General features: G+C 38.7%; 20 protein-coding genes. 5 read left to right on the plus strand and 15 right to left on the minus strand.

Translation table 11 applies throughout. The features are described 5' to 3' along the window. Positions 1-188 precede the first annotated feature (188 nt). Complete coding sequence (locus tag AC27IF_RS19175; protein ID WP_487055963.1) at positions 189-752, plus strand: gamma carbonic anhydrase family protein; 564 nt, start codon at positions 189-191, stop codon at positions 750-752. Here the strand turns inward: AC27IF_RS19175 and AC27IF_RS19180 are convergent. The 11 genes from AC27IF_RS19180 to AC27IF_RS19230 all read right to left on the minus strand — a co-directional run bounded on the left by AC27IF_RS19180 (position 749) and on the right by AC27IF_RS19230 (position 9735). Then, positions 749-982: a hypothetical protein gene (locus tag AC27IF_RS19180; RefSeq protein ID WP_487055964.1), complete on the minus strand. Its 234-nt coding sequence runs from the start codon at positions 980-982 to the stop codon at positions 749-751. The two genes, AC27IF_RS19175 and AC27IF_RS19180, sit on opposite strands and share 4 nt — an antisense overlap. Positions 983-985: 3 nt before the next feature. Next, positions 986-1804, minus strand: coding sequence for a shikimate dehydrogenase (aroE, locus tag AC27IF_RS19185; RefSeq protein WP_487055965.1), 819 nt, complete (start codon positions 1802-1804; stop codon positions 986-988). Between the two features lie 115 nt (positions 1805-1919). Then, positions 1920-2627 (minus strand): OmpW/AlkL family protein, encoded by a 708-nt coding sequence (locus AC27IF_RS19190; RefSeq protein ID WP_487055966.1) that lies wholly within the window; start codon positions 2625-2627, stop codon positions 1920-1922. A 268-nt stretch (positions 2628-2895) separates the two neighbouring features. Further along, positions 2896-3810: an oxygen-dependent coproporphyrinogen oxidase gene (gene hemF / locus AC27IF_RS19195; protein WP_487055967.1), complete on the minus strand. Its 915-nt coding sequence runs from the start codon at positions 3808-3810 to the stop codon at positions 2896-2898. After that, positions 3807-4352: an L-threonylcarbamoyladenylate synthase type 1 TsaC gene (gene tsaC, locus AC27IF_RS19200; RefSeq protein WP_487055968.1), complete on the minus strand. Its 546-nt coding sequence runs from the start codon at positions 4350-4352 to the stop codon at positions 3807-3809. The genes hemF and tsaC overlap by 4 nt, the downstream gene beginning before the upstream one ends. Positions 4353-4445: 93 nt before the next feature. Next, positions 4446-5588, minus strand: coding sequence for a 5-(carboxyamino)imidazole ribonucleotide synthase (locus AC27IF_RS19205; RefSeq protein WP_487055969.1), 1143 nt, complete (start codon positions 5586-5588; stop codon positions 4446-4448). Positions 5589-5596: 8 nt separating this feature from the next. Next, positions 5597-6079, minus strand: a complete 483-nt coding sequence (purE, locus tag AC27IF_RS19210) for a 5-(carboxyamino)imidazole ribonucleotide mutase (protein ID WP_487055970.1) — start codon at positions 6077-6079, stop codon at positions 5597-5599. A gap of 146 nt (positions 6080-6225) precedes the next feature. Next, positions 6226-6804 (minus strand): DNA topoisomerase family protein, encoded by a 579-nt coding sequence (locus AC27IF_RS19215; protein ID WP_487055971.1) that lies wholly within the window; start codon positions 6802-6804, stop codon positions 6226-6228. An 81-nt stretch (positions 6805-6885) separates the two neighbouring features. Continuing rightward, the gene (locus AC27IF_RS19220) at positions 6886-7359 is read right to left on the minus strand and encodes a DUF494 family protein (protein WP_487055972.1); all 474 of its coding nucleotides are present in this window, start codon (positions 7357-7359) and stop codon (positions 6886-6888) included. A gap of 29 nt (positions 7360-7388) precedes the next feature. After that, positions 7389-8525 carry a DNA-processing protein DprA gene (gene dprA, locus AC27IF_RS19225; protein WP_487055973.1) on the minus strand — a complete coding sequence of 379 codons (1137 nt, stop codon included), beginning with the start codon at positions 8523-8525 and terminating at the stop codon, positions 7389-7391. 106 nt (positions 8526-8631) lie between these two features. Continuing rightward, the gene (locus AC27IF_RS19230) at positions 8632-9735 is read right to left on the minus strand and encodes a LysM peptidoglycan-binding domain-containing protein (protein WP_487055974.1); all 1104 of its coding nucleotides are present in this window, start codon (positions 9733-9735) and stop codon (positions 8632-8634) included. Between the two features lie 127 nt (positions 9736-9862). Between AC27IF_RS19230 and def the strand changes: the two genes are divergently transcribed. The 4 genes from def to trkA all read left to right on the plus strand — a co-directional run bounded on the left by def (position 9863) and on the right by trkA (position 14171). Continuing rightward, positions 9863-10378 (plus strand): peptide deformylase, encoded by a 516-nt coding sequence (gene def, locus AC27IF_RS19235; RefSeq protein ID WP_487055975.1) that lies wholly within the window; start codon positions 9863-9865, stop codon positions 10376-10378. A gap of 24 nt (positions 10379-10402) precedes the next feature. Beyond that, positions 10403-11383, plus strand: coding sequence for a methionyl-tRNA formyltransferase (gene fmt / locus AC27IF_RS19240; RefSeq protein ID WP_487055976.1), 981 nt, complete (start codon positions 10403-10405; stop codon positions 11381-11383). Next, a complete protein-coding gene (rsmB, locus tag AC27IF_RS19245; RefSeq protein ID WP_487055977.1) occupies positions 11384-12730 on the plus strand; it encodes a 16S rRNA (cytosine(967)-C(5))-methyltransferase RsmB in 1347 nt (448 codons plus the stop codon). Between the two features lie 64 nt (positions 12731-12794). After that, the gene (gene trkA / locus AC27IF_RS19250; RefSeq protein ID WP_487055978.1) at positions 12795-14171 is read left to right on the plus strand and encodes a Trk system potassium transporter TrkA; all 1377 of its coding nucleotides are present in this window, start codon (positions 12795-12797) and stop codon (positions 14169-14171) included. A 19-nt stretch (positions 14172-14190) separates the two neighbouring features. Here trkA and AC27IF_RS19255 read toward each other — a convergent pair whose 3' ends face one another. The 4 genes from AC27IF_RS19255 to AC27IF_RS19270 form a co-directional block, all read right to left on the minus strand. After that, positions 14191-15642: a TrkH family potassium uptake protein gene (locus AC27IF_RS19255; protein ID WP_487055979.1), complete on the minus strand. Its 1452-nt coding sequence runs from the start codon at positions 15640-15642 to the stop codon at positions 14191-14193. A 52-nt stretch (positions 15643-15694) separates the two neighbouring features. After that, a complete protein-coding gene (locus AC27IF_RS19260; RefSeq protein ID WP_487055980.1) occupies positions 15695-16315 on the minus strand; it encodes a YigZ family protein in 621 nt (206 codons plus the stop codon). Between the two features lie 7 nt (positions 16316-16322). Further along, positions 16323-17654, minus strand: a complete 1332-nt coding sequence (gene pepQ, locus AC27IF_RS19265) for a Xaa-Pro dipeptidase (protein ID WP_487056000.1) — start codon at positions 17652-17654, stop codon at positions 16323-16325. A gap of 144 nt (positions 17655-17798) precedes the next feature. Further along, positions 17799-19727 (minus strand): transglycosylase SLT domain-containing protein, encoded by a 1929-nt coding sequence (locus AC27IF_RS19270; protein WP_487055981.1) that lies wholly within the window; start codon positions 19725-19727, stop codon positions 17799-17801. Positions 19728-19743 lie beyond the last annotated feature (16 nt).

Genomic DNA, 19743 nt, shown 5'->3' on the forward strand with positions numbered 1-19743 from the left:
GTTTTAGCCTGAGGTCAACACATATTTCATTAAAGTTTCATTTTTCTATGCGTTCGAATGATTATCATACAGCCCCCGTGTTTATTGAGGTTTATATCAACAACATGTGTACTTATTGCGCGCTCCTTTTATGGCTTGTCTGTTTTGTGCTATCTTACTGTTCAATTCATCTTTAACTAATTTTAGCTATGACTTCTTTATTACATTCTCCAACTACCCATTCTATTCGTACATACAAAGGCATTGCACCAACGATTGGTGACGATACTTATATTGATTCTTCTGCGGTTATTGTTGGGGATATCACTTTAGCTAATGATGTCAGCATATGGCCACTTGTAGCTGCACGCGGTGATGTTAATACTATTACTATTGGTGAGCGCAGTAATATTCAAGATGGAACCGTGTTACATGTCACCCGCAAAAGTGAGCATAACCCTAATGGCAACCCGTTAATTATTGGTGCTGATGTAACAGTAGGTCATAAATGCATGTTGCATGGCTGTATTTTAGGTGATCGTATATTAGTGGGTATGGGCGCAATAATTATGGATGGAGCTATCGTAAATGATGATGTTTTTATTGGAGCCGGCACTTTAGTTCCACCTAACAAGGTTCTAGAAAGTGGTTATTTATATGTTGGGAACCCTATGAGAAAAGTTAGAGAACTAAAGCCCAGTGAATCCGCTTTTCTTAAACAGTCAGCATTGAATTATGTGAAACTAAAAAATGAGTACTTAGACGAAATCTAACGCATATTAATATTTATTACATTTCCCTCTGGTTCATTTTTTTCGAGCCAGAGCTCAACAATTTCTTCTAAATCAAACTTTGTACACTGATCTATTTCATCAAGCCGCTTTAATTGTAAAGAATGAAAGTAAATTGTAATGCTCTGCCCTGATAGAATGGCAGTGAAACACCAAGCATCACTTTTTTTATCAAACACTAAGTCATCATTAAATAAAATCGCTTGATTCACGGTTTACTCCTCCATCATTGATGCTTTTAACTGTTTTGTTACAGCTTCCACATTGGGTTTTACGCCACGCCAAATATAGAAGCTCTCTGCAGCTTGTCCTACCAACATACCTAAGCCATCAATCACTTTATCTGCATTTTGTTTTTTTGCTTTTTGCAAAAATGGAGTGAGATTTTTACCGTAAGTCATATCGTAACAAACGCTTTTTACTGTAATGAGGTTTTCGCTAATAGGTATGCCACCACCTGTTAAACCGGCTGAAGTCGCATTAATAATGATATCAAACTCTTGCTCGTTCGCTTGTTGAAATGAGCAAGCTGAAAGAGGCTGGTTAGTATATTGATCAACAATGGCTTGAGCTTTTGATACTGTTCTATTTGCAATAGTTAAACTTTTAGGGTTTTGATTAAGTAAAGGTAGAACGACACCTTTTGATGCTCCGCCAGCTCCTAATAACAAGATTTGACTATTTTCAAGTTTTACACCGTTAGCAATTAAATCGTTCACTAACCCTACACCGTCTGTGGTATCTCCATAGATCTTGCCATTTTTAAAAGAAAGCGTGTTAACCGCACCGGAAAATTTAGCATGCTCAGTTAATTCATCGCACATTGCCATTGCTTGCTCTTTAAATGGAGCGGTAACGTTTGCTCCTTTGCCGCCTGCCGCGATAAATTCTGTTACCGCATTGCTAAAGCCATCTAATTCAGCAAATTGAATTTCATAATTCAGTAGCTGACTGGTCTCTTTGGCAAATGACTGGTGAATAAAGGGAGAGCGTGACTGCTTAATGGGGTTACCAAAAACACGATATTGATCCATAAAAATAACCTTTTCTAAATATTATCCTTAGGTTAACTGAATTGGTATTTTAAGGACATAAAAAAAGCAGTAATATACTACTGCTTTTTCTTATGATTTATTCAATTTAAATTTATTAGAACTTGTATCCAAGCATTACTGAGTAAACCATTGGGTTTACATCAACCTTCGCGCTACCTTTTCCTTCAAGGCCTGCCCCTAAAGGATCAGCCAAGTCAAAAGTTGCATCTGTTTCAATATCAATATAGCGTGCAGAGACATTTAACGACCAATTATCACTTAATTCGTAATCAGCACCTACTTGTAGTGATAATCCAAATGAACCATCTAACTCTAAATTACTGAACCCTGCCACTGTTGGTGTGTCGGTAAACTCTTCATCAAAGAAAATGGTGTAGTTAACACCCACGCCAACGTAAGGTTTAATTGCTGTGCCTGTATCAAAATAGTATAGAGCACTAACCGTTGGTGGTAAGTGAGTTACTTCTGCTAGTTTAGCGCCATTTAAGTCAATACCATATACAGCATCAGTAACACCGTCAGGATCTTGTAAAATCACATCATGTGTAAAAGGTGTCGCTGCTAATACTTCAATAGCCCAATTACTATCAAAGAAATATACAAAATTTAGTCCTAATTGCGTATTATCGTCTACAGAAAGTGCTAGTGGCGTGGCGTTACCATCAAGTGCGACTGTTGAGTGTCCACTATCTGGATTTACTAAAGTCATACCACCACGTATTAAAATATCGCCCGCTTGATTTGCAAGTGCTGCTGTTGAAAAGCTTGATAGCAACGCTAATGCTAGAAGTGATTTATTCATGTTTTATACCCCTTAAATGTTTGTGGGTATGATAAGTCTACTCATATTTATAAAGTTGATTTAGGACAAGGTTTTTAGGACAAGCAATGCTTTGACCTGAGCTTTATTGATTTTGATCAATATATTTATATACGGGGCTAGGGAAAGCTGATTTTTCGCGGTTAAATTTTGTTCGAGGTAAAAGCGCCTACTTCAAGAGTCCCTTGATTTTTTGACACGAAACCAGCTGTGAATCGTGTCAATTTATAAGTTAGTTTACTTGGATTATTTAAAGAGCTAACCAATTTTGCGGTGTTAAGTAGCGTGAATACAATTTAGCTTCTGCAGAATCGTCTTCTGGCTGATAATTATATTCCCATCGCGCTAAAGGAGGCATCGACATTAAAATAGATTCGGTTCTTCCACCTGACTGTAAGCCAAATAAGGTACCGCGATCAAAGACCAGATTAAATTCTACATACCTTCCACGACGATATAGCTGAAACTGTCGTTGGTGTTCTGTAAAAGGTGTCGCTTTTCGCTTATTAATTATAGGTACATAGGCATCAACAAAGCCTTGACCAACAGCTTTAATATAATTTAAACAGGTGTCAAAATCCCATTGGTTTAAATCATCAAAAAATAAACCACCTACACCTCTCGTTTCATCACGGTGTTTTAAATAAAAGTATTCATCACACCATTTTTTATGTTTATGGTATATGTCCTCACCAAAAGGTTTACACAACTCATAAGCGGTTTGATGCCAATGCTGAACATCCTCTTCTTGTGGATAAAAAGGTGTTAAATCAAAACCACCACCGAACCACCAAACAGGCTCCTCTCCTTCTTTTTCAGCAATAAAAAACCGAACATTAGCATGAGAAGTTGGAATATGAGGGTTTTTCGGGTGTATAACTAATGACACACCACAAGCCTGCCATGTTCGACCAGCAAGCTCTGGCCGGTGTGCTGTTGCTGATGGTGGTAATTTATCTCCAGAAACAAGAGAAAAGTTCACTCCGCCCTGCTCTATCACGGCTCCATCAGTTAAGACTCGTGTTCTACCTCCTCCACCTTCAGGGCGTTTCCAGCTATCTTCAACAAATGAGGCTTCGCCATCCGCTTTTTCCAAAGATTGACATATTTGATCTTGTAGAGTCTTTAAGTACTCAACGACTGTATTGATCTTAATACTATTCATGGGCGAAACACTTCTCCGGTAAGGCCATTGATAATTTTTGAAGGCTGTTGATATGACAATGTGTTGCTTTTAATAAGGTAGTCTATCATTACGATTAGATTATCATCTAAGGTTTGCCATGTTCTTGCCGGCTCTTCACCAGACAGGTTAGCACTAGTTGAAACAATAGGCTTTCCAGTTTGCTTACATAGTGAAACTACATCTTCTTGATCTGTTATGCGAACAGCAATACTAGTAAATCGTCCGGTTAATAATGGTGAAATATCAGGACTAGCAGGTAATACTTGCGTAACGCCATTTGGCCATCGACTTAAAATGGTATCAATCTGTGTTTGAGATAGCTGAGAAATATCTAAGTAAGGTAATAATTGAGAGAATTCACCTGCTAGTAATATCAAGCCTTTTTCATGGGATCTATTTTTAATGGTAAGCAGCTTTTCAAGCGCTGCTTGATTATCAGGATCACAACCTATGCCAAACACGGCCTCCGTTGGATACGCGATAACACCACCTTGTAGGTATACTTTTAAAACCGTAGACATAAATATATTATTGAAACTAACTATTATGTAAATCGTAAAAACAAAATGGCCGATAGTAAATCAGCCATTCAAATATTAATTAACTTAGTTGAATTACTGTAATTGATTAACGTATTCGTTTACTTCAGGAAAATCACTTTCAGGTAATTGCTTTGAAACTTGCTGTAAACGGTTAAGTAGTTCATTTCTATCATGACCTGAAACATTAATATGTCCCATTTTTCTTCCTGCACGTTTACTTTTTCCATACCAATGCAAGCTAACACTAGGTATGGCTAATATACTATTAGGAACACTATCTGCACCCAAAATATTAACCATAGCAGTCGGTCTAATTAAAGCTGTTGACCCTAATGGTAGCTGACACACAGCACGCATATGATTTTCAAACTGACAAGTATCTGCACCCTGCTGAGTCCAGTGTCCTGAATTATGCACACGTGGTGCAATTTCGTTAACCAGCAGAGAATCGCCTACTTGAAAGAACTCGATGGCAAGTACGCCAACATAATTTAAAGCGTTAGCTATTTTATCAAATGCTTCAGATGCTTGCTCTTGCAGAACTTGATGTTCGTTGGTAGCTAAAGAAACACTTAGCACACCATTAGTGTGATGATTCTCAGTTAATGGGTATGAATGGGTGTCACCATTTTTATCTCGAACACCAACCATAGACAATTCACGATCAAATGAGACCATTTGTTCAACTACAACGGCTTGTTGTTGTCCGCTGGTATCTTCTTTGATAAAGGTATCCACCTCTTGCCAAATAGTTTCAGCTTGTGATAAATCCTTTAAGCGCCATTGACCTTTACCATCATATCCAGCCAGAGCACTTTTTAAAATTAACGGTAAAGTTAATGTGCTTATCGCACGATCAAATTCGGCTTTGGTGGAAACAACTTGATGTGTGGCATTTTTTACACTGGTTTGTGATAGCAAATTCTTTTCTAATCTTCTATCACCACCGGTTTTTATAGATTGACTGCTTGGAAATAACTTACCAGAAGCCTCACACTGCATCAAAACATCATGATCAATATGTTCAAACTCTGCGGTGATAGAATCCGCAAAGTCGATACCTGAGGTCAGATCACCGAAAGTGATATTGGGTGATAAGGGGTCAACAACTTGAGCGCTGCCAACATCATAAGCCCTAACATCTATATTTAATGGCTTACTCGCCAATGCCATCATACGAGCTAACTGACCAGCACCTAATACTAAAACCTTCATTTTATGATTTACTCAGCCGGGTTCGGGTTATCAAGGATATTTTGAGTTTGCTCTTTTCTAAACTTCTCTATCGCTGCCATCACAGTAGTGTCGTGCGTACCAATGATTTGTGCTGCAAGAAGGCCCGCATTTGCTGCGCCTGCTGTACCAATAGCTAATGTACCAACCGCTATGCCTTTAGGCATTTGTACTATTGAGAGTAAAGAGTCTTTACCACTCAATACCTTCGACTGAACAGGAACACCTAAAACAGGCAAACTAGTAAATGCTGCTGCCATGCCCGGCAAATGAGCTGCGCCACCAGCACCAGCAACAATAACCTTTAGGCCTCTTTCTTTAGCGCTTTCTGCATACTCTGCTAATAAGTGTGGAGTTCTATGTGCAGAAACTACTTTGGTTTCATAAGGTACATTAAGAAGATCAAGCATATCTGTTGTATGTTTCATAGTCGGCCAATCCGACTTTGAACCCATGATAATACCTACTGTCATGTTCAAAAGCCTTTCGTATTAATTTAATGATGCCTCTGTGAGGCGCTATGTAGTACTGAAATAAGTACAATTGCAATCGAAGTATTATAACCTTGTTTACGATGAGATAAAACTTAACTAATGAGTGATATCGAAAACAATGCAGATTAAGAAGCCTTACGCTTATAACCACATTTTTTTTGCGGGCACATAACCATTTCTCCGCCTGCCATATGTCTGGTAATTAAAATAGACCAGTGACAATCCGGACATTGCTCAGCAACCGGTGGATAATTAATTACATATTTGCACTTAGGGTATTGATCGCACGAATAAAAGGTTTTGCCAAAGCGACTAGTTTTTTCTTTCAATTTACCTGTTTGGCAAGATGGACAATCAACATCAAGCTCTTCATGCTGTTGCTCCCCTTCAATATGTTTACATTCTGGGTAGTTTGTACAGCCAATAAACATACCGTAGCGACCTTCTTTGACCGCTAACTCTTCTCCACATAGTGGACACTCACTACCAGGTAAAATAGTATCTTCTACCCGTTCATGTTCAACAACAGAGCGGGTAAATTGACAAGTAGGGTAACTAGAGCAACTAAAAAAGGCTCCTTTTTTACCGTGTTTTATAACTAACTCTGCGCTACATTCAGGACAAACTTCATCTGTTTTTTCAAGCGCATGTTCATGGCGTGAGAAAAGGGGCTTGTCGTTTTCAGTATCTGACGATTTAGACATTGTGAAGCACAAAATTACGATGGACGTTGTGACATATTATGCCACAACGCTAGCTAATAACGCTATAGGTTAGGATGAAAGTTAATGTAAAGGGCCTTCTTGCTCATCAAAAACAAGATCTTCCATTTTCGAGTAAGCGTTTTCTTGCCCCGGAAGGTTAAATAGCACCATCAATATAACCCATTTTAGATCGTCAATACTGAAATGTTGAGTATCGAGCTCCATGACTCTATCAATAACCATTTCACGAGTACTAAAGTCAAGCACATTAATCTGCTCTAAAAACAGAATGAAACCTCTACTTTCTGTATCCAGTAAACGCATTTCATCTTCTGTATATATACGAACTGATTGGTTACCAACTCGCGTTAAATAAGGATAAGCATCTGTGTCTTGCAAAGCAGCAAGTTTTTCTAACCAACTTAACGCTTTATAGATTTCATCTTGGTGAAATCCTGCACGAGTTAACTCATCCGTTAAAATGTCATGATCCACCATAACTTCGGCTTCACTATGAATATAATTTTCAAAAAGATACATTAAGATATCAAACATCACTAACCCCTTATATCGATGAGAATTATTTACGATAACCTGAGATAGCCTCCTGGTACCGCTGCGACTAAACCATTTAGCTCTAACATTGTTAACCTAGTTAACACTTCCTCTACGGGAAGTTCACTTCGAGAAACTACTTTATCAACGGGAGTAATTTCAAATCCCACACTAGCCAACAATACATCATTGCACAAGTCATTATTCGAGTTTTTTTCATATTTTATTACGGGCTTTAATGCAAGTGTTTGTTGTTCATGATTTAAGTGTAGTTCACTAGACACGCTAGTGCTTAGTTCTTCTATTATATCGGCTGCACTCTCTACAAGTTTAGCGCCTTGTTTTATTAACCAATGGCATCCTTTCGCCTGAGGATTGTGGATCCCCCCTGGAACGGAAAATACTTCTCGGTTTTGCTCTAATGCACAACGTGCTGTAATTAACGAGCCACTTTTTAACGCCGCTTCTACCACTAACACTCCCACACTTAAGCCGCTGATAAGTCGATTTCGTTTCGGAAAATGACCGGCTTTAGGGGCCGTTCCTGGCAAGAACTCACTGACAATAGCACCATCATTCGCTTCTATTTGACTAGCGAGTGGCTTATGCCTTGCTGGATATACTTTATCTAACCCTGTTGCCACAACGGCTATGGTACCGGCTTTAGTTGATAACGCTCCTTTGTGTGCAGCAGCATCAACGCCTAAAGCTAAGCCGCTAGTTATGGCAATATTTTGCTCAGCGAGTTGTTTAGCTAAATCAAATGCTGCCTCTCGACCGTTAACACTGGCCGCTCTACTACCAACGATAGCCACTTGCACTTTATTGAGAAGTTCAACCCTACCTTTAACGAATAACACCAATGGTGGGTCATAAATTTGCTTTAATAATTTAGGATAATATTCATCATCGAAAGTGATGATCTTACTCGTGCACAACTCGCTTTCTAGAATAATTCGATCAACCAAATTCCAATCAGGCTGATTAAAAGCGGCTAGTTGTTTAGCGGTTAAGTTATTTGCGGAGGTTAAAATTGAAGGGTTTTCTTTTGACAAAGAAAAAAGCGCTGGTAAACCAAAAGAGTTAACCAACGCTAATTTTTTATGCACTGCCAATCTAGGTACAAGCTTCAACGCCAGCCAATAATGACGGTTACTTTTTTCCATGTTAAACCTCCCACCTTTAACCCCAAAAATATTGGTCAAAGGCTGGTTTCCCTGTTTTAAATTTAATCCATTAAACTTACATCACGCTTTTAGAGCAGAAACTTGGTTACTCAGGGGCAGTGACAATATCTTTCAGTCTTGCAGGTTTTTCGGTACGTAATATCAGCGCCATACTGGCTTCTTGATACACTTTAAATACCATGAGTTCACCTAAAGGCTCTTCCGGCATTTTATAATCTGAGCCGTTTGGCGTTAACATACGATCCCACATTGGTGCATCATCCGTATACTTAGGGCCTGAGCTTGTTTCGACAACACCAGGACTTAAACGCTTAATAGCCATCACGTCACCAACAGAAACCTGATCGTCTGCACCACGATTAATCATCACAACTTCCAGTTTTCCAAACTCTCGTCCATCACTGGCTGCTTTCACTATTGTTCCTTTAAGCTCTTTATCCGCAGCTTTCATGGTAAAAATAGAAGGTAACATTTGGCCATCATGAACTGGCACGACATAGTCACCTGAACGAATCTCACGTTTGGCGGTCGACACTTTTAATGTCGCCGGCTCATTTTCTGCCATATTTCCTGTGCGCAATGCTAGAGCGGTCGCAACTAGGTCAACATAAAAACCTAAAGATTCTTCCGTTTCAGGGTCAATGATTTCCTCGCCTTTATTATAAATGGCATATGTTTTTGCTAAATCTAAATCTTTATTTACGTACACTTTAAAGCCAGTAATACTTGAGCGATATCCTTCATCACTTCCTACAACATAAGGCAAAGCATCAAGTTGTTCTTCACTAAATAAATGATCATACTTAATAAAAGGCGCTATAACCTCAAGTGGTAACATTCTTATTGCTGAGTCATTCTTATTTTGTTGACGAATTTTAGGTGACCATTTATAGCTAGGCTTAACTTTTACAGGTTCAACAACCAACATCGGATGTCCTTGCTCATCAAAAACTAAAGTTAGAATATCGCCGGGGTAAATCAAATGAGGATTGTTTATTTCTGGGTTTAAACGCCACAATTTAGGCCATAACCAAGGTTGTTCTAAGAAAATTGCTGATATATCCCATAAAGTATCACCTTTTTCAACTACATACGTTTTTGGTGCGTCATTATTGATTTTCAGTTGATCCGCTAACGAAAGTAAAGAACATGCAAACAAGGAAAATGTTATCAATATTTTTTTTAGCATGTGGCTTGTTCCTTTATTATGGTTTTTCATGCTTTTATAGAAATGCAGTAATAATAGTTGCTATAATAATAAACATAACACTCTAAAAGAATTATCGCTAATTCTTTTATTAAACATTTGTAAGATTATGACTATTTTAACTGTATTACGTTTTCCAGATCCTCGTTTAAAAACAAAGGCTAGCCCTGTAGATGAAATTACCGACGCTACCTCTCAAATTATAGACGATATGATAGACACCATGTATGAAGAAAAAGGCGTTGGCTTAGCTGCTACCCAAGTAAACATTCATCAACGCATCGTAGTTATGGATGTTTCAGAAAATGGCGACCAACCTATCGTGCTCATTAATCCTGAAATAATAGCGACAAGCGAAGAAACCTTAATCAATGAAGAAGGCTGCTTATCGGTACCAGGCACTTATGCCAAAGTGAACCGCCACACCAGTTGCACAGTAAAAGCTTTAGATAGAGACGGTAAAGAATTTACACTTGATGGTGAAGAATTACTTAGCATTTGTATTCAACATGAATTAGATCACTTAAACGGAATTTTATTCATTGATTACTTGTCACCACTTAAGCGTCAGCGTATTAAAACAAAATTAGAAAAAGAAGCACGCTTAGATAAAGCCAATGCCTAATATTTACCTGTAGGAAATACCCTTTTGTCAAAACCATTAAATATTATCTTTGCCGGCACGCCAGATTTTGCTGCCCAACATTTGGCATCTTTAATTCAAAGTGAACATAATATCGTTGCAGTGTATTGCCCGCCTGATAAGCCAGCGGGTCGAGGTAAAAAACTAACCGCTTGTGCAACTAAGTTATTAGCACTTGAACATAACTTAACTATAGAGCAACCAGTTAACTTCAAAGCAGCTGAAGATCAACAGCAACTGGCTCAATATAATGCTGATGTAATGGTAGTGGTTGCCTATGGCTTATTATTACCTGAAATTATTCTTGAAACGCCACGTTTAGGTTGTATTAATGTTCACGGCTCAATACTACCAAAATGGCGTGGTGCAGCACCTATTCAGCGATCGCTAGAAGCAGGAGATAACAAAACCGGTGTCACCATTATGCAAATGGATAAAGGTTTAGATACTGGCGATATGATTTTAACAGCTGAATGTGTCATTGAAAACAAAGATACCAGTGCAAGTTTATATGAAAAACTTGCTCAACTTGGGCCTAAAGCATTAATAGATACCTTAAAGTTAATGGCTGCTGGTGAACATATCGCCAACAAGCAAGATAATGAGTTGGCAACCTATGCACATAAGCTAGATAAATTAGAAGCTGAATTAGATTGGCACTTACCTGCCGTTGAATTAGATAGAAAGGTTCGCGCCTATATTCCATGGCCCGTTGCTCAATTTACTTTTACCGAAAACAATGAAAAAGCGAAACAACATAGAATTCGTGTTTGGCAGGCATCTGTACAAGAACTAACAAGTAACGAAAAAGCTGGAACCATAGTTTCATCGGACAAGCACGGTATAGTTGTAGCCACAGGTAACGGCGCACTTCATTTAGAGATATTACAATTACCCAATAAAAAAGCCCTACCCGTTCAAGATATCCTCAATGGTCGAGCCGACTGGTTTCAAGTAGGCGCAAACATAAATGGCTTGGTTAAATAGATGTCTGTTCAATCCCAAAAAGTTAATAAACCGAAGTCTGTCAACATTCGAGCGCTAGCCGCGAAATGCTGCTATAGCGTCATAGATCAAGGTCGTAGTTTAGGAGATGAACTTCCTAAGCAGCAAGATAAAGTCGCCGATAAAGATAAAGGTTTACTGCAAGAGATTTGCTATGGCGTTTTAAGGTATCTCCCAGAATTAGAACATGATGTTCGCTCGCTAATGCAAAAACCATTAACAGGTAAACAGCGAGTATTTCATTTTTTATTACTCGTTGGCGTCTACCAAATTAAATATATGCGCATTCCAGATCATGCCGCAGTCAGTGAAACTGTTGCTGCGACTAGTGCCCTTAAAAACCGTCACATGAAAGCACTACTTAATGGCGTGTTGAGAAATTTTGTCCGTGGACAAGCAACTGAACAAACAGACTCTTGCGATGATCTACCGCTGTCAATTTCCTATAATCACCCTAGTTGGTTTATTAAAAAAATACAGCAAGGTTACCCTGAACAATGGCAGGATATTCTTAAAGCCAATCAACAAAAGCCGCCGATGTGGATAAGAGCAAACCAGCAGCACCACAGCAGCACTGAATATCAGCAGTTGTTAACGAATGCAGGCATAGATATTAACAATGTCGAGCCAATGAGTGAGGCGATTGAGCTAACACGCGCTACTGATGTGTCAAAATTACCGGGCTTTGACCAAGGCTGGGCTTCAGTACAAGATGGTGCCGCTCAGCAAGCAGCGAGACTTTTAGACTGTCAAAGTGGTGATATTGTACTTGATTGTTGTGCTGCTCCTGGTGGGAAAACTTGTCATATATTAGAGCAAACACCGGATATCGCTTCAATGACAGCCATTGATGTCGAGCCTAGTCGATTAATAAGAGTTGAAGAAAACTTAGCTCGTTTAGGGTTAACAGCTAATGTTATTGCTGGTGATGCCACTAATGCAAGTACTTGGTGGCAAGGACAACTATTTGATCGCATCTTATTAGATGTTCCTTGCTCTGCCACTGGCGTAATACGTCGACACCCTGATATAAAGTGGCTTCGTAAAGCGAGTGATATTGACGCTTTAGCAATACTACAACAACAAATTCTAAAAGAAATATGGGCACTACTTAAGCCTGGTGGCACTTTACTATATGCAACTTGTAGTATTTTACCCCAAGAAAATAATGAACAAGTTCAGCAGTTTATCGAAAGTACAAGTGACGCCAAATTACTCAAAATTGATGGTGTAGCAGAGAATAGTGATAGCATCGGTTGGCAACTATTGCCAGGAGTAGAAAATATGGATGGCTTTTACTATGCTAAACTGCTAAAAATAAAGGCATAAGGAACTGTATTCCCTAAATTTATCTAGCACCATGACGATATATTAACGAGAACAATAATAACGAATGAAAATAATTATAGTGGGTGCAGGCCAAGTAGGCGGCACTTTAGCGGAAAACCTAGTCGGCGAAAATAACGAAATATCAGTTGTTGATACCGACGGTGAAAAGCTACGTGAACTACAAGATAAAATGGATTTACAAGTGGTTACTGGTCAAGGTTGCCACCCAGAAGTACTAATTAATGCCGGCGGCGAAGATGCTGACATGGTTATTGCGGTAACTTCTGATGATGCAACTAACATGATCACTTGCCAAATTTGTTCCTCATTATTTAATACTCATAAAAAAATTGCTCGTATTCGCTCAAACCAAGTTCTTAAACACTCTGAACAGCTTTTTCATAAACACCATATCCCTGTTGATCATGTAATCGCTCCAGAAGAGTTGGTTACTCGAGATATTGCTCGTTTAATTGATTACCCTGGTGCATTACAGGTGCTAGAATTTGCGCAAGGTAAAGTTAGTTTAGTGGCGGTAAAAGCCTACTATGGTGGTTTATTGGTAGGCCATGCCTTATCTACGTTAAGAGATCACATTCCTAATGTTGATACCCGTGTGGCAGCAATTTATCGAAACGGAAAACCGATTCGTCCTCTTGGCACCACAGTTATAGAAGCTGACGATGAGGTGTTTTTTATAGCCGCCAGCATTCATATACGTGCGGTAATGAACGAATTACAAAAGCTCGAACCCGCTTATAAGCGCATTATGATTATTGGTGGAGGTAATATAGGTGCTGGTCTTGCACGTATTTTAGAAGAAAACCATCAAGTAAAATTAATTGAGCGCTCACCTGAACGAGCTGCTCAACTAACCTCTGAATTAAATAACACCATTGTCTTTAATGGTGATTCCTCTGATATTGAGCTATTAACAGAAGAGAATATTGAACAGTTTGATGTCTTTATCGCAGTAACGAATGATGATGAAGCAAACATCATGTCTTCCTTGTTGGCTAAAAAGTTAGGCGTGCGTAAAACCATGGTACTTATTCAGCGCGACGCATATATTGAGTTAGTACACGGTGGCGCTATCGATATTGCCATTTCACCGCAACAAGCAACAATTTCAGCGCTATTAACTCATGTTAGACGTGGCACTATAGATAATGTTTATAGCTTACGTGGCGGTGCTGCAGAGGCTATTGAAATTGTCGCCAAAGGTGATGAAAAATCGTCAAAGGTTGTGGGACGAGCGATTAAAAATATTAAGCTGCCTCCTGGCACCACTATTGGCGCTATTGTACGTGGCTCAGAAGTGTTAATCGCACACTCTAACACCTTGATTAGAGAAGAAGATCATGTGATTTTATTCTTAGTCAATAAGCGCTACATCAGTGATGTTGAAAGGCTATTCCAAGTAAGTGCTATTTATTTCTAGTAATACTTGAACGTATTGGCTACGTACGCCAAAACGCCGGAGTAAAGAGTACCAGCAAGGTAAATATCTCTAAACGACCAAAAAGCATCGCCATAATCAGTACCCACTTACTCGTATCTCCGATAGCAGAGAAGTTAGCTGCAACCTCACCTAAACCGGGCCCTAAGTTATTAATACAAGCGGCAACCGCAGTAAACGCCGTTATATCGTCCATACCGGTTGCTAGTAGTAATAACATACAAATTACAAATACCGCCGCATAAGCAGAGAAGAATCCCCATACAGCTTCAACAACGCGATCAGGTAATACTTTTTTACCTACTTTAATACTGAAAACTGCTTTTGGATGTACAAGCTTATTTAATTCTCGTAGACCTTGTAAATAAAGCAGTAAAACACGTACAACCTTCATACCGCCACCAGTACTGCCAGCACAACCCCCAATAAAACTAGAGAATATTAGAAGTACTGGCAATAACGTCGGCCAGTCAGCAAAAGATGTTGTGGCAAAGCCTGCCGTTGTGCTGATAGAAACCGATTGAAACAGCGCTTGATCAAAAGCTTTATCTGTATTTTCATAAGTGCCAGAGGTGATCAAAACAGTAAAACAAATTAATGTCAGTACGACTTGAATAGCGATAAACACTTTAAATTCTGGGTCATAAAAGTAATTTTTAAGTGACTTACTCTGTACAACGGCATAATGAAGAGCAAAGTTAACACCTGAAATCACTAAGAAAAACACACAAACAAGGTTGATGGCGGGGCTATTAAAATACCCCATACTAGCATCATGGGTAGAAAAGCCACCAATAGCTATCGTGGAAAATGAATGACAAATAGCATCGAAAACTGACATACCGGCCAACCAATAACCCAAAGCACAAGCTATTGTTAATGATAAGTAGATGTACCATAAATGCTTGGCGGTATCGGCTATTCGCGGGGTCATTTTTGAATCTTTTACCGGCCCAGGTGTTTCTGCGCGATATAGCTGCATACCACCAATACCTAACATAGGCAGCACAGCCACTGCGAGTACAATGATACCCATACCACCTAACCATTGTAGCTGCTGGCGATACCACAACACTGCATGCGGTAAGCCTTCAATATGATTGAGTATTGTTGCGCCTGTGGTAGTTAAGCCTGAAAAGGATTCAAAAAAGGCATCCGTTACCGTAAAGCTTGGTTGTTCCAATAAAATAAAAGGAATTGCAGAGAAGCTAGCTAAAACAAGCCAAAAGAGCACAACAATCAAAAAGCCTTCTCTGGCTCTTAAATCTGTTTTTTCAAAACGGTTAGGATACCAAGCAAGAAAACCAGTGAAAATACACCACAAAAAAGCCATTAAAAATGGTACACCACCACCATCTCGGTAGATCATAGAAACTAAAGCTGGAGGTAACATGGTGACACTAAGCAGTGCTACCAACAAACCAAGAATTCTTATTATGTTTTTATATTGCACGTGTTGTTATTTTTTATGAGTAAGTATTCTTGCTGTTATAGTCAAAGGCGTCTTATTGTTTATCTAAAGACTTTAACCTTAACTCTCCCGCTGATAATGTTTGCAACCTTTCTTCAACCAAGGTTAATTGAGTCAAAGGGATCAAAAAGCTAAATTGTACCTGTTGTAAGTACTCTTGCTCAGTTACCTGCCCTTCTACCTGCTTAATTATATGCAGTACATCATCAACTTGGCTATATTGACATGCTAAAGTTTTCGCCGCCATAGCTATTTTAGTTTTTGATTGCAAAAAAGTTAAGGCCTGACGAACACTGTCCCCATAAGCTCGCTGTAAACCACCTGTGCCTAGTTTAGTTCCACCAAAATATCGAACAACGACTGCACAAACTTGTCCAACTCCGCCACCTTGCAAAACGGCTAACATGGGTTTTCCAGCCGTGCCACTTGGCTCACCATCATCAGAATACCCATAACCTAAGCTATCATTAGCCGCCTTGGTTAAAAAAGCGTGGCAATGGTGACTTGCTTGAGGGTGCTCAAGTTGTAATTGTTTAACATAAGTTTTCGCTTCTTCAATACTGGTACAAGGGTATAAGTAACAAATAAAACGGCTGCGGTTAACTAGAGTTTCATGCTCAACTTGATTAACCGCTATTTGATAGGATTTATCCATTAAATAATTAATCTAAACCTGCATCACGGGTCATATTTTCATTATGAGACTGATGAACAATAATATTGTCTTCGATGCGAATACCACCAAAAGCGCGCATCTCATCAACATGTTGCCAATTTACTAATTCACCATGCTTTGAGTCTTTCAAGTCTTGCAATAAAGAGTCAATAAAGTATAAACCAGGTTCTATGGTAAAGACTTGTCCTGCTTCGATGACTCTTGAGGTCCGTAAGAAGGGATGATCATCAGGTGTGTTGATATGAGTACCACGTTCATCAGCCATAAAGCCGCCAACATCATGTACTTGTAGCCCCAAGTGGTGACCCAAGCCATGAGGGAAAAAGCTACTAACAATTCCTGAATCAACAGCAGTTTGAGCATCAACATTGATAAATTTAAACTCTGCCAGTACTTTTGCTATTTCTAAATGGGTGGCGACATGTAAGTCGACATAACTAACACCTGGTTTCAAGCCATCAACAGCATTTAGCATGAGTTGATCCATGCGCGAGATTAAGTCTGCAAACTTACCTTGTTTAAATGCATAAGTACGGGTGATATCTGCAGCATAACCATTAAAATTAGCGCCAGCATCGATCAAGAATGATTGATGTGCTGATGGCAAAGTTTTTTCCATTGTCATGTAATGTAATATTGAGCAATTTTTGTTTAACGCCACTATGTTGCCATAAGGCGTTTCATTGCAGGTGTAGCCTATTGCATTTAAATAAGCATTTTGAATATCGAACTCTGCACCACCATTGAAAAAGGCATCTTTCGCTGCTTTATGTGCTTTAACCGCTAGAACATTAGATTGGCGCAAACATGCTTGCTCATAATTAGTTTTATAGGCACGGTGGTAGTGGAGGTAGTTTAACAGTGGCTCAGGATTAATTATTTCAAACCCTAATGCCTTTGCAACTTCTATATGACTACCAATATAAGCAAAATCATTTTTGTCATATGGTAATAACTTATCAACTTCACTGGCTTGAGTAAGTACCTTAATAGTAAAGAACTCTCCCCAATAACTTTCCGATAATGGTGTTACTTTATGCCAAAAATCAACCGGTTGATAATAAATTAATGTTGGCTTATCTTCACCATTTACTATCAGCCAACAGTTGGGAATATCAAGTAAAGGTAACCAGTGCTTAAAATGGGGGTTCACTCTAAAAGGGTAAGTATTATCATCAAGGAATGCTTTTAGCTCTTGGCCTGAATGAATAACCACGCCTTCATAATTTTCTCGAGCTAACGCCTGCTTTGTTCGCTGTTGAAGCTGAGCAATATGTGCAGAATATTCTAATTTAAGTGTATTAGTTAAGGTGTCCATAAATGCTTCTCTTAAATTTTTTGACATAATAACACATGCCATATTTTACTTACTATGCCATCAATTTTCACATAATTGCCAGAGTTAAACTTCGTGAACTTTATTTTACATGCCTGACACCAAGTTTAGTTACCTTAAAGCCTGCTAATCACCAATGTTCATATTAACCACTTGGTTGAAAACCTCACTCACCTGCCCAGGCTGATGTTGATATATTTCTTGGTAAGCCAACACACTTTTCACGTAATTTCTGGTTTCTTTAAACGGAATAGTTTCAATCCAAATATCTGCAGGCATCCGATCTATATTTTTAAGCCAACTCTTTACTCTATAAGGCCCAGCATTATACGAGGCTGTTGCTAACACTGGATTGCCTTTGTTTTTATCTAATAATATTTTTAAATATTGTGTGCCTAAAGCAATATTATTTTTTGCATCTAATAAATAGCTTCTACTGATCTTTCCTTTTTTTAAGTTCTTCGCTGTATTTGGCATTAACTGCATAAGGCCTTTAGCACCCACAGGTGAATGAGCATCAGTCATAAACGAGCTTTCTCTTCGTGCTATGGCAAATGCCCATGCAGGATTAATTTTCTGATCTTTTGCGTAAAAATTAATTTCTTCGTTAAAAGCTTTTGGAAACCTTAAGTCAACATCGTCTAAATAGCCCGCATTAGCCAAAGTAAAAATAGTGCGATCAAACCATTGGTTTTCATTAGCGACCTTGGCTGCGATGAGTTGATCTCTATTATTTAACTGACTCATTAAATAGTTCCACTCAGAACGAGCTTTGACATATCTTCCTAGACTATAAAACTCAAATGCTCGTTTAGCGGCAGGGTTATTAATGACATGACGCTTCTCAGTTAATGTAAAGGATAGTGGTTTATCCTTTAAACTAACTGGGGTTTGTAGATAACTGGCTGATAAAAAACCATAGTAGTGACGCTCATTCGCTAACTGTTGTAGTAAATACTCACCACGTTGCTCGGCTCCGGTCTCAATGATCGCCCTTGCATACCAGTATTTCCATTGAAGTTCATCTTTATATTTTGTCGGCAGCTGTTTCAGTTCAACGATTAATCTCTGCCAATCTTGTGTTTTTAGTGCTTGAGATAAGCGCCATTGCAACATACTTTTGCTTAACGAAGATAATTCAAGTTTATCTAACCAAAGACGAGCTTCTTTATGGTTTTTAGACGCTAAGGCAATAGCAAACTTTTCATTTATTGCTATTTGTTGCTCAGAAGTAAAGGTAAATTTTTTCTGCGCTTTTTGATAACTTTTTAAAGCCGTATTTGGGTAGCGCCAAATTAATCGTTTCAAGCCATATGTTAATATTTCTGTTTCTCGAATTGATTTATTTGGAAAGTATTTCAACTTACTCACCAAAGAAGGGTCTCTTCGTACTTTATGCCACAACTTAGCTAGATATTGCTGATCAGCAGGAAGCAACTTCGTTAAATACGGTATAAGGGTATGTTTGCCGCCATCCGCCGATAACGTTACTCGCTGCCAAATAACATCATTCGTTCTATACCCTGCTTGTTGCCACTGCTCAAATAGTGGGTCACACGCTTTATCTTGTGATTTACCTACCACCCACAATTTAGTGACTTGTGGTAAAACGACACTTTTTGGTAAACCTGATTGCAGTTGAAACCGATAATATTGGCAAGTAATTTTTGCGTTACTTGTTGGGCGATAAAATTTTAAGAACAGTTGAGCATTATTTTTCTTAGCTAAATATGTTAACCACGCTTTACGTAATGGCCAGTCTAAAGGTGAGCCTTTATATTTTTCTAAAAATTGACTGATATCTTTAGCAGAAGACAACTGCATATTTGCCAATAGCTTCTGTTGTTCTAAATATGGCTGTAGTGGGTAATAATGTAATTGGTTATATAAATTTTGGTACTCAGCTGAGTTAGGTTTCCTTACTAGTTTTTCTGCTTTTTTAAACAATTGCTGCTGGGTTTTATCAACCGTTAGATGCAGTGGTTCATTGGCATGAACGATACAGCTGAACATACCTATAATGCTTAGCCAGTGAAGTTTTTTAATCGCTACCATTGCTTTTAATATTTCC

It is taken from the genome of Colwellia sp. KS18-150 (genome assembly GCF_057551365.1).

Coding starts and splice junctions, on each gene's coding strand:
- AC27IF_RS19175 (WP_487055963.1), top strand. CDS start 189: ATGACTTCTTTATTACATTCTCCAACTACCCATTCTATTCGTACATAC.
- aroE (WP_487055965.1), bottom strand. CDS start 1,804: ATGGATCAATATCGTGTTTTTGGTAACCCCATTAAGCAGTCACGCTCT.
- AC27IF_RS19190 (WP_487055966.1), bottom strand. CDS start 2,627: ATGAATAAATCACTTCTAGCATTAGCGTTGCTATCAAGCTTTTCAACA.
- hemF (WP_487055967.1), bottom strand. CDS start 3,810: ATGAATAGTATTAAGATCAATACAGTCGTTGAGTACTTAAAGACTCTA.
- tsaC (WP_487055968.1), bottom strand. CDS start 4,352: ATGTCTACGGTTTTAAAAGTATACCTACAAGGTGGTGTTATCGCGTAT.
- AC27IF_RS19205 (WP_487055969.1), bottom strand. CDS start 5,588: ATGAAGGTTTTAGTATTAGGTGCTGGTCAGTTAGCTCGTATGATGGCA.
- purE (WP_487055970.1), bottom strand. CDS start 6,079: ATGACAGTAGGTATTATCATGGGTTCAAAGTCGGATTGGCCGACTATG.
- AC27IF_RS19215 (WP_487055971.1), bottom strand. CDS start 6,804: ATGTCTAAATCGTCAGATACTGAAAACGACAAGCCCCTTTTCTCACGC.
- AC27IF_RS19220 (WP_487055972.1), bottom strand. CDS start 7,359: ATGTTTGATATCTTAATGTATCTTTTTGAAAATTATATTCATAGTGAA.
- dprA (WP_487055973.1), bottom strand. CDS start 8,525: ATGGAAAAAAGTAACCGTCATTATTGGCTGGCGTTGAAGCTTGTACCT.
- AC27IF_RS19230 (WP_487055974.1), bottom strand. CDS start 9,735: ATGCTAAAAAAAATATTGATAACATTTTCCTTGTTTGCATGTTCTTTA.
- def (WP_487055975.1), top strand. CDS start 9,863: ATGACTATTTTAACTGTATTACGTTTTCCAGATCCTCGTTTAAAAACA.
- rsmB (WP_487055977.1), top strand. CDS start 11,384: ATGTCTGTTCAATCCCAAAAAGTTAATAAACCGAAGTCTGTCAACATT.
- trkA (WP_487055978.1), top strand. CDS start 12,795: ATGAAAATAATTATAGTGGGTGCAGGCCAAGTAGGCGGCACTTTAGCG.
- AC27IF_RS19260 (WP_487055980.1), bottom strand. CDS start 16,315: ATGGATAAATCCTATCAAATAGCGGTTAATCAAGTTGAGCATGAAACT.
- pepQ (WP_487056000.1), bottom strand. CDS start 17,654: ATGGACACCTTAACTAATACACTTAAATTAGAATATTCTGCACATATT.
- AC27IF_RS19270 (WP_487055981.1), bottom strand. CDS start 19,727: ATGGTAGCGATTAAAAAACTTCACTGGCTAAGCATTATAGGTATGTTC.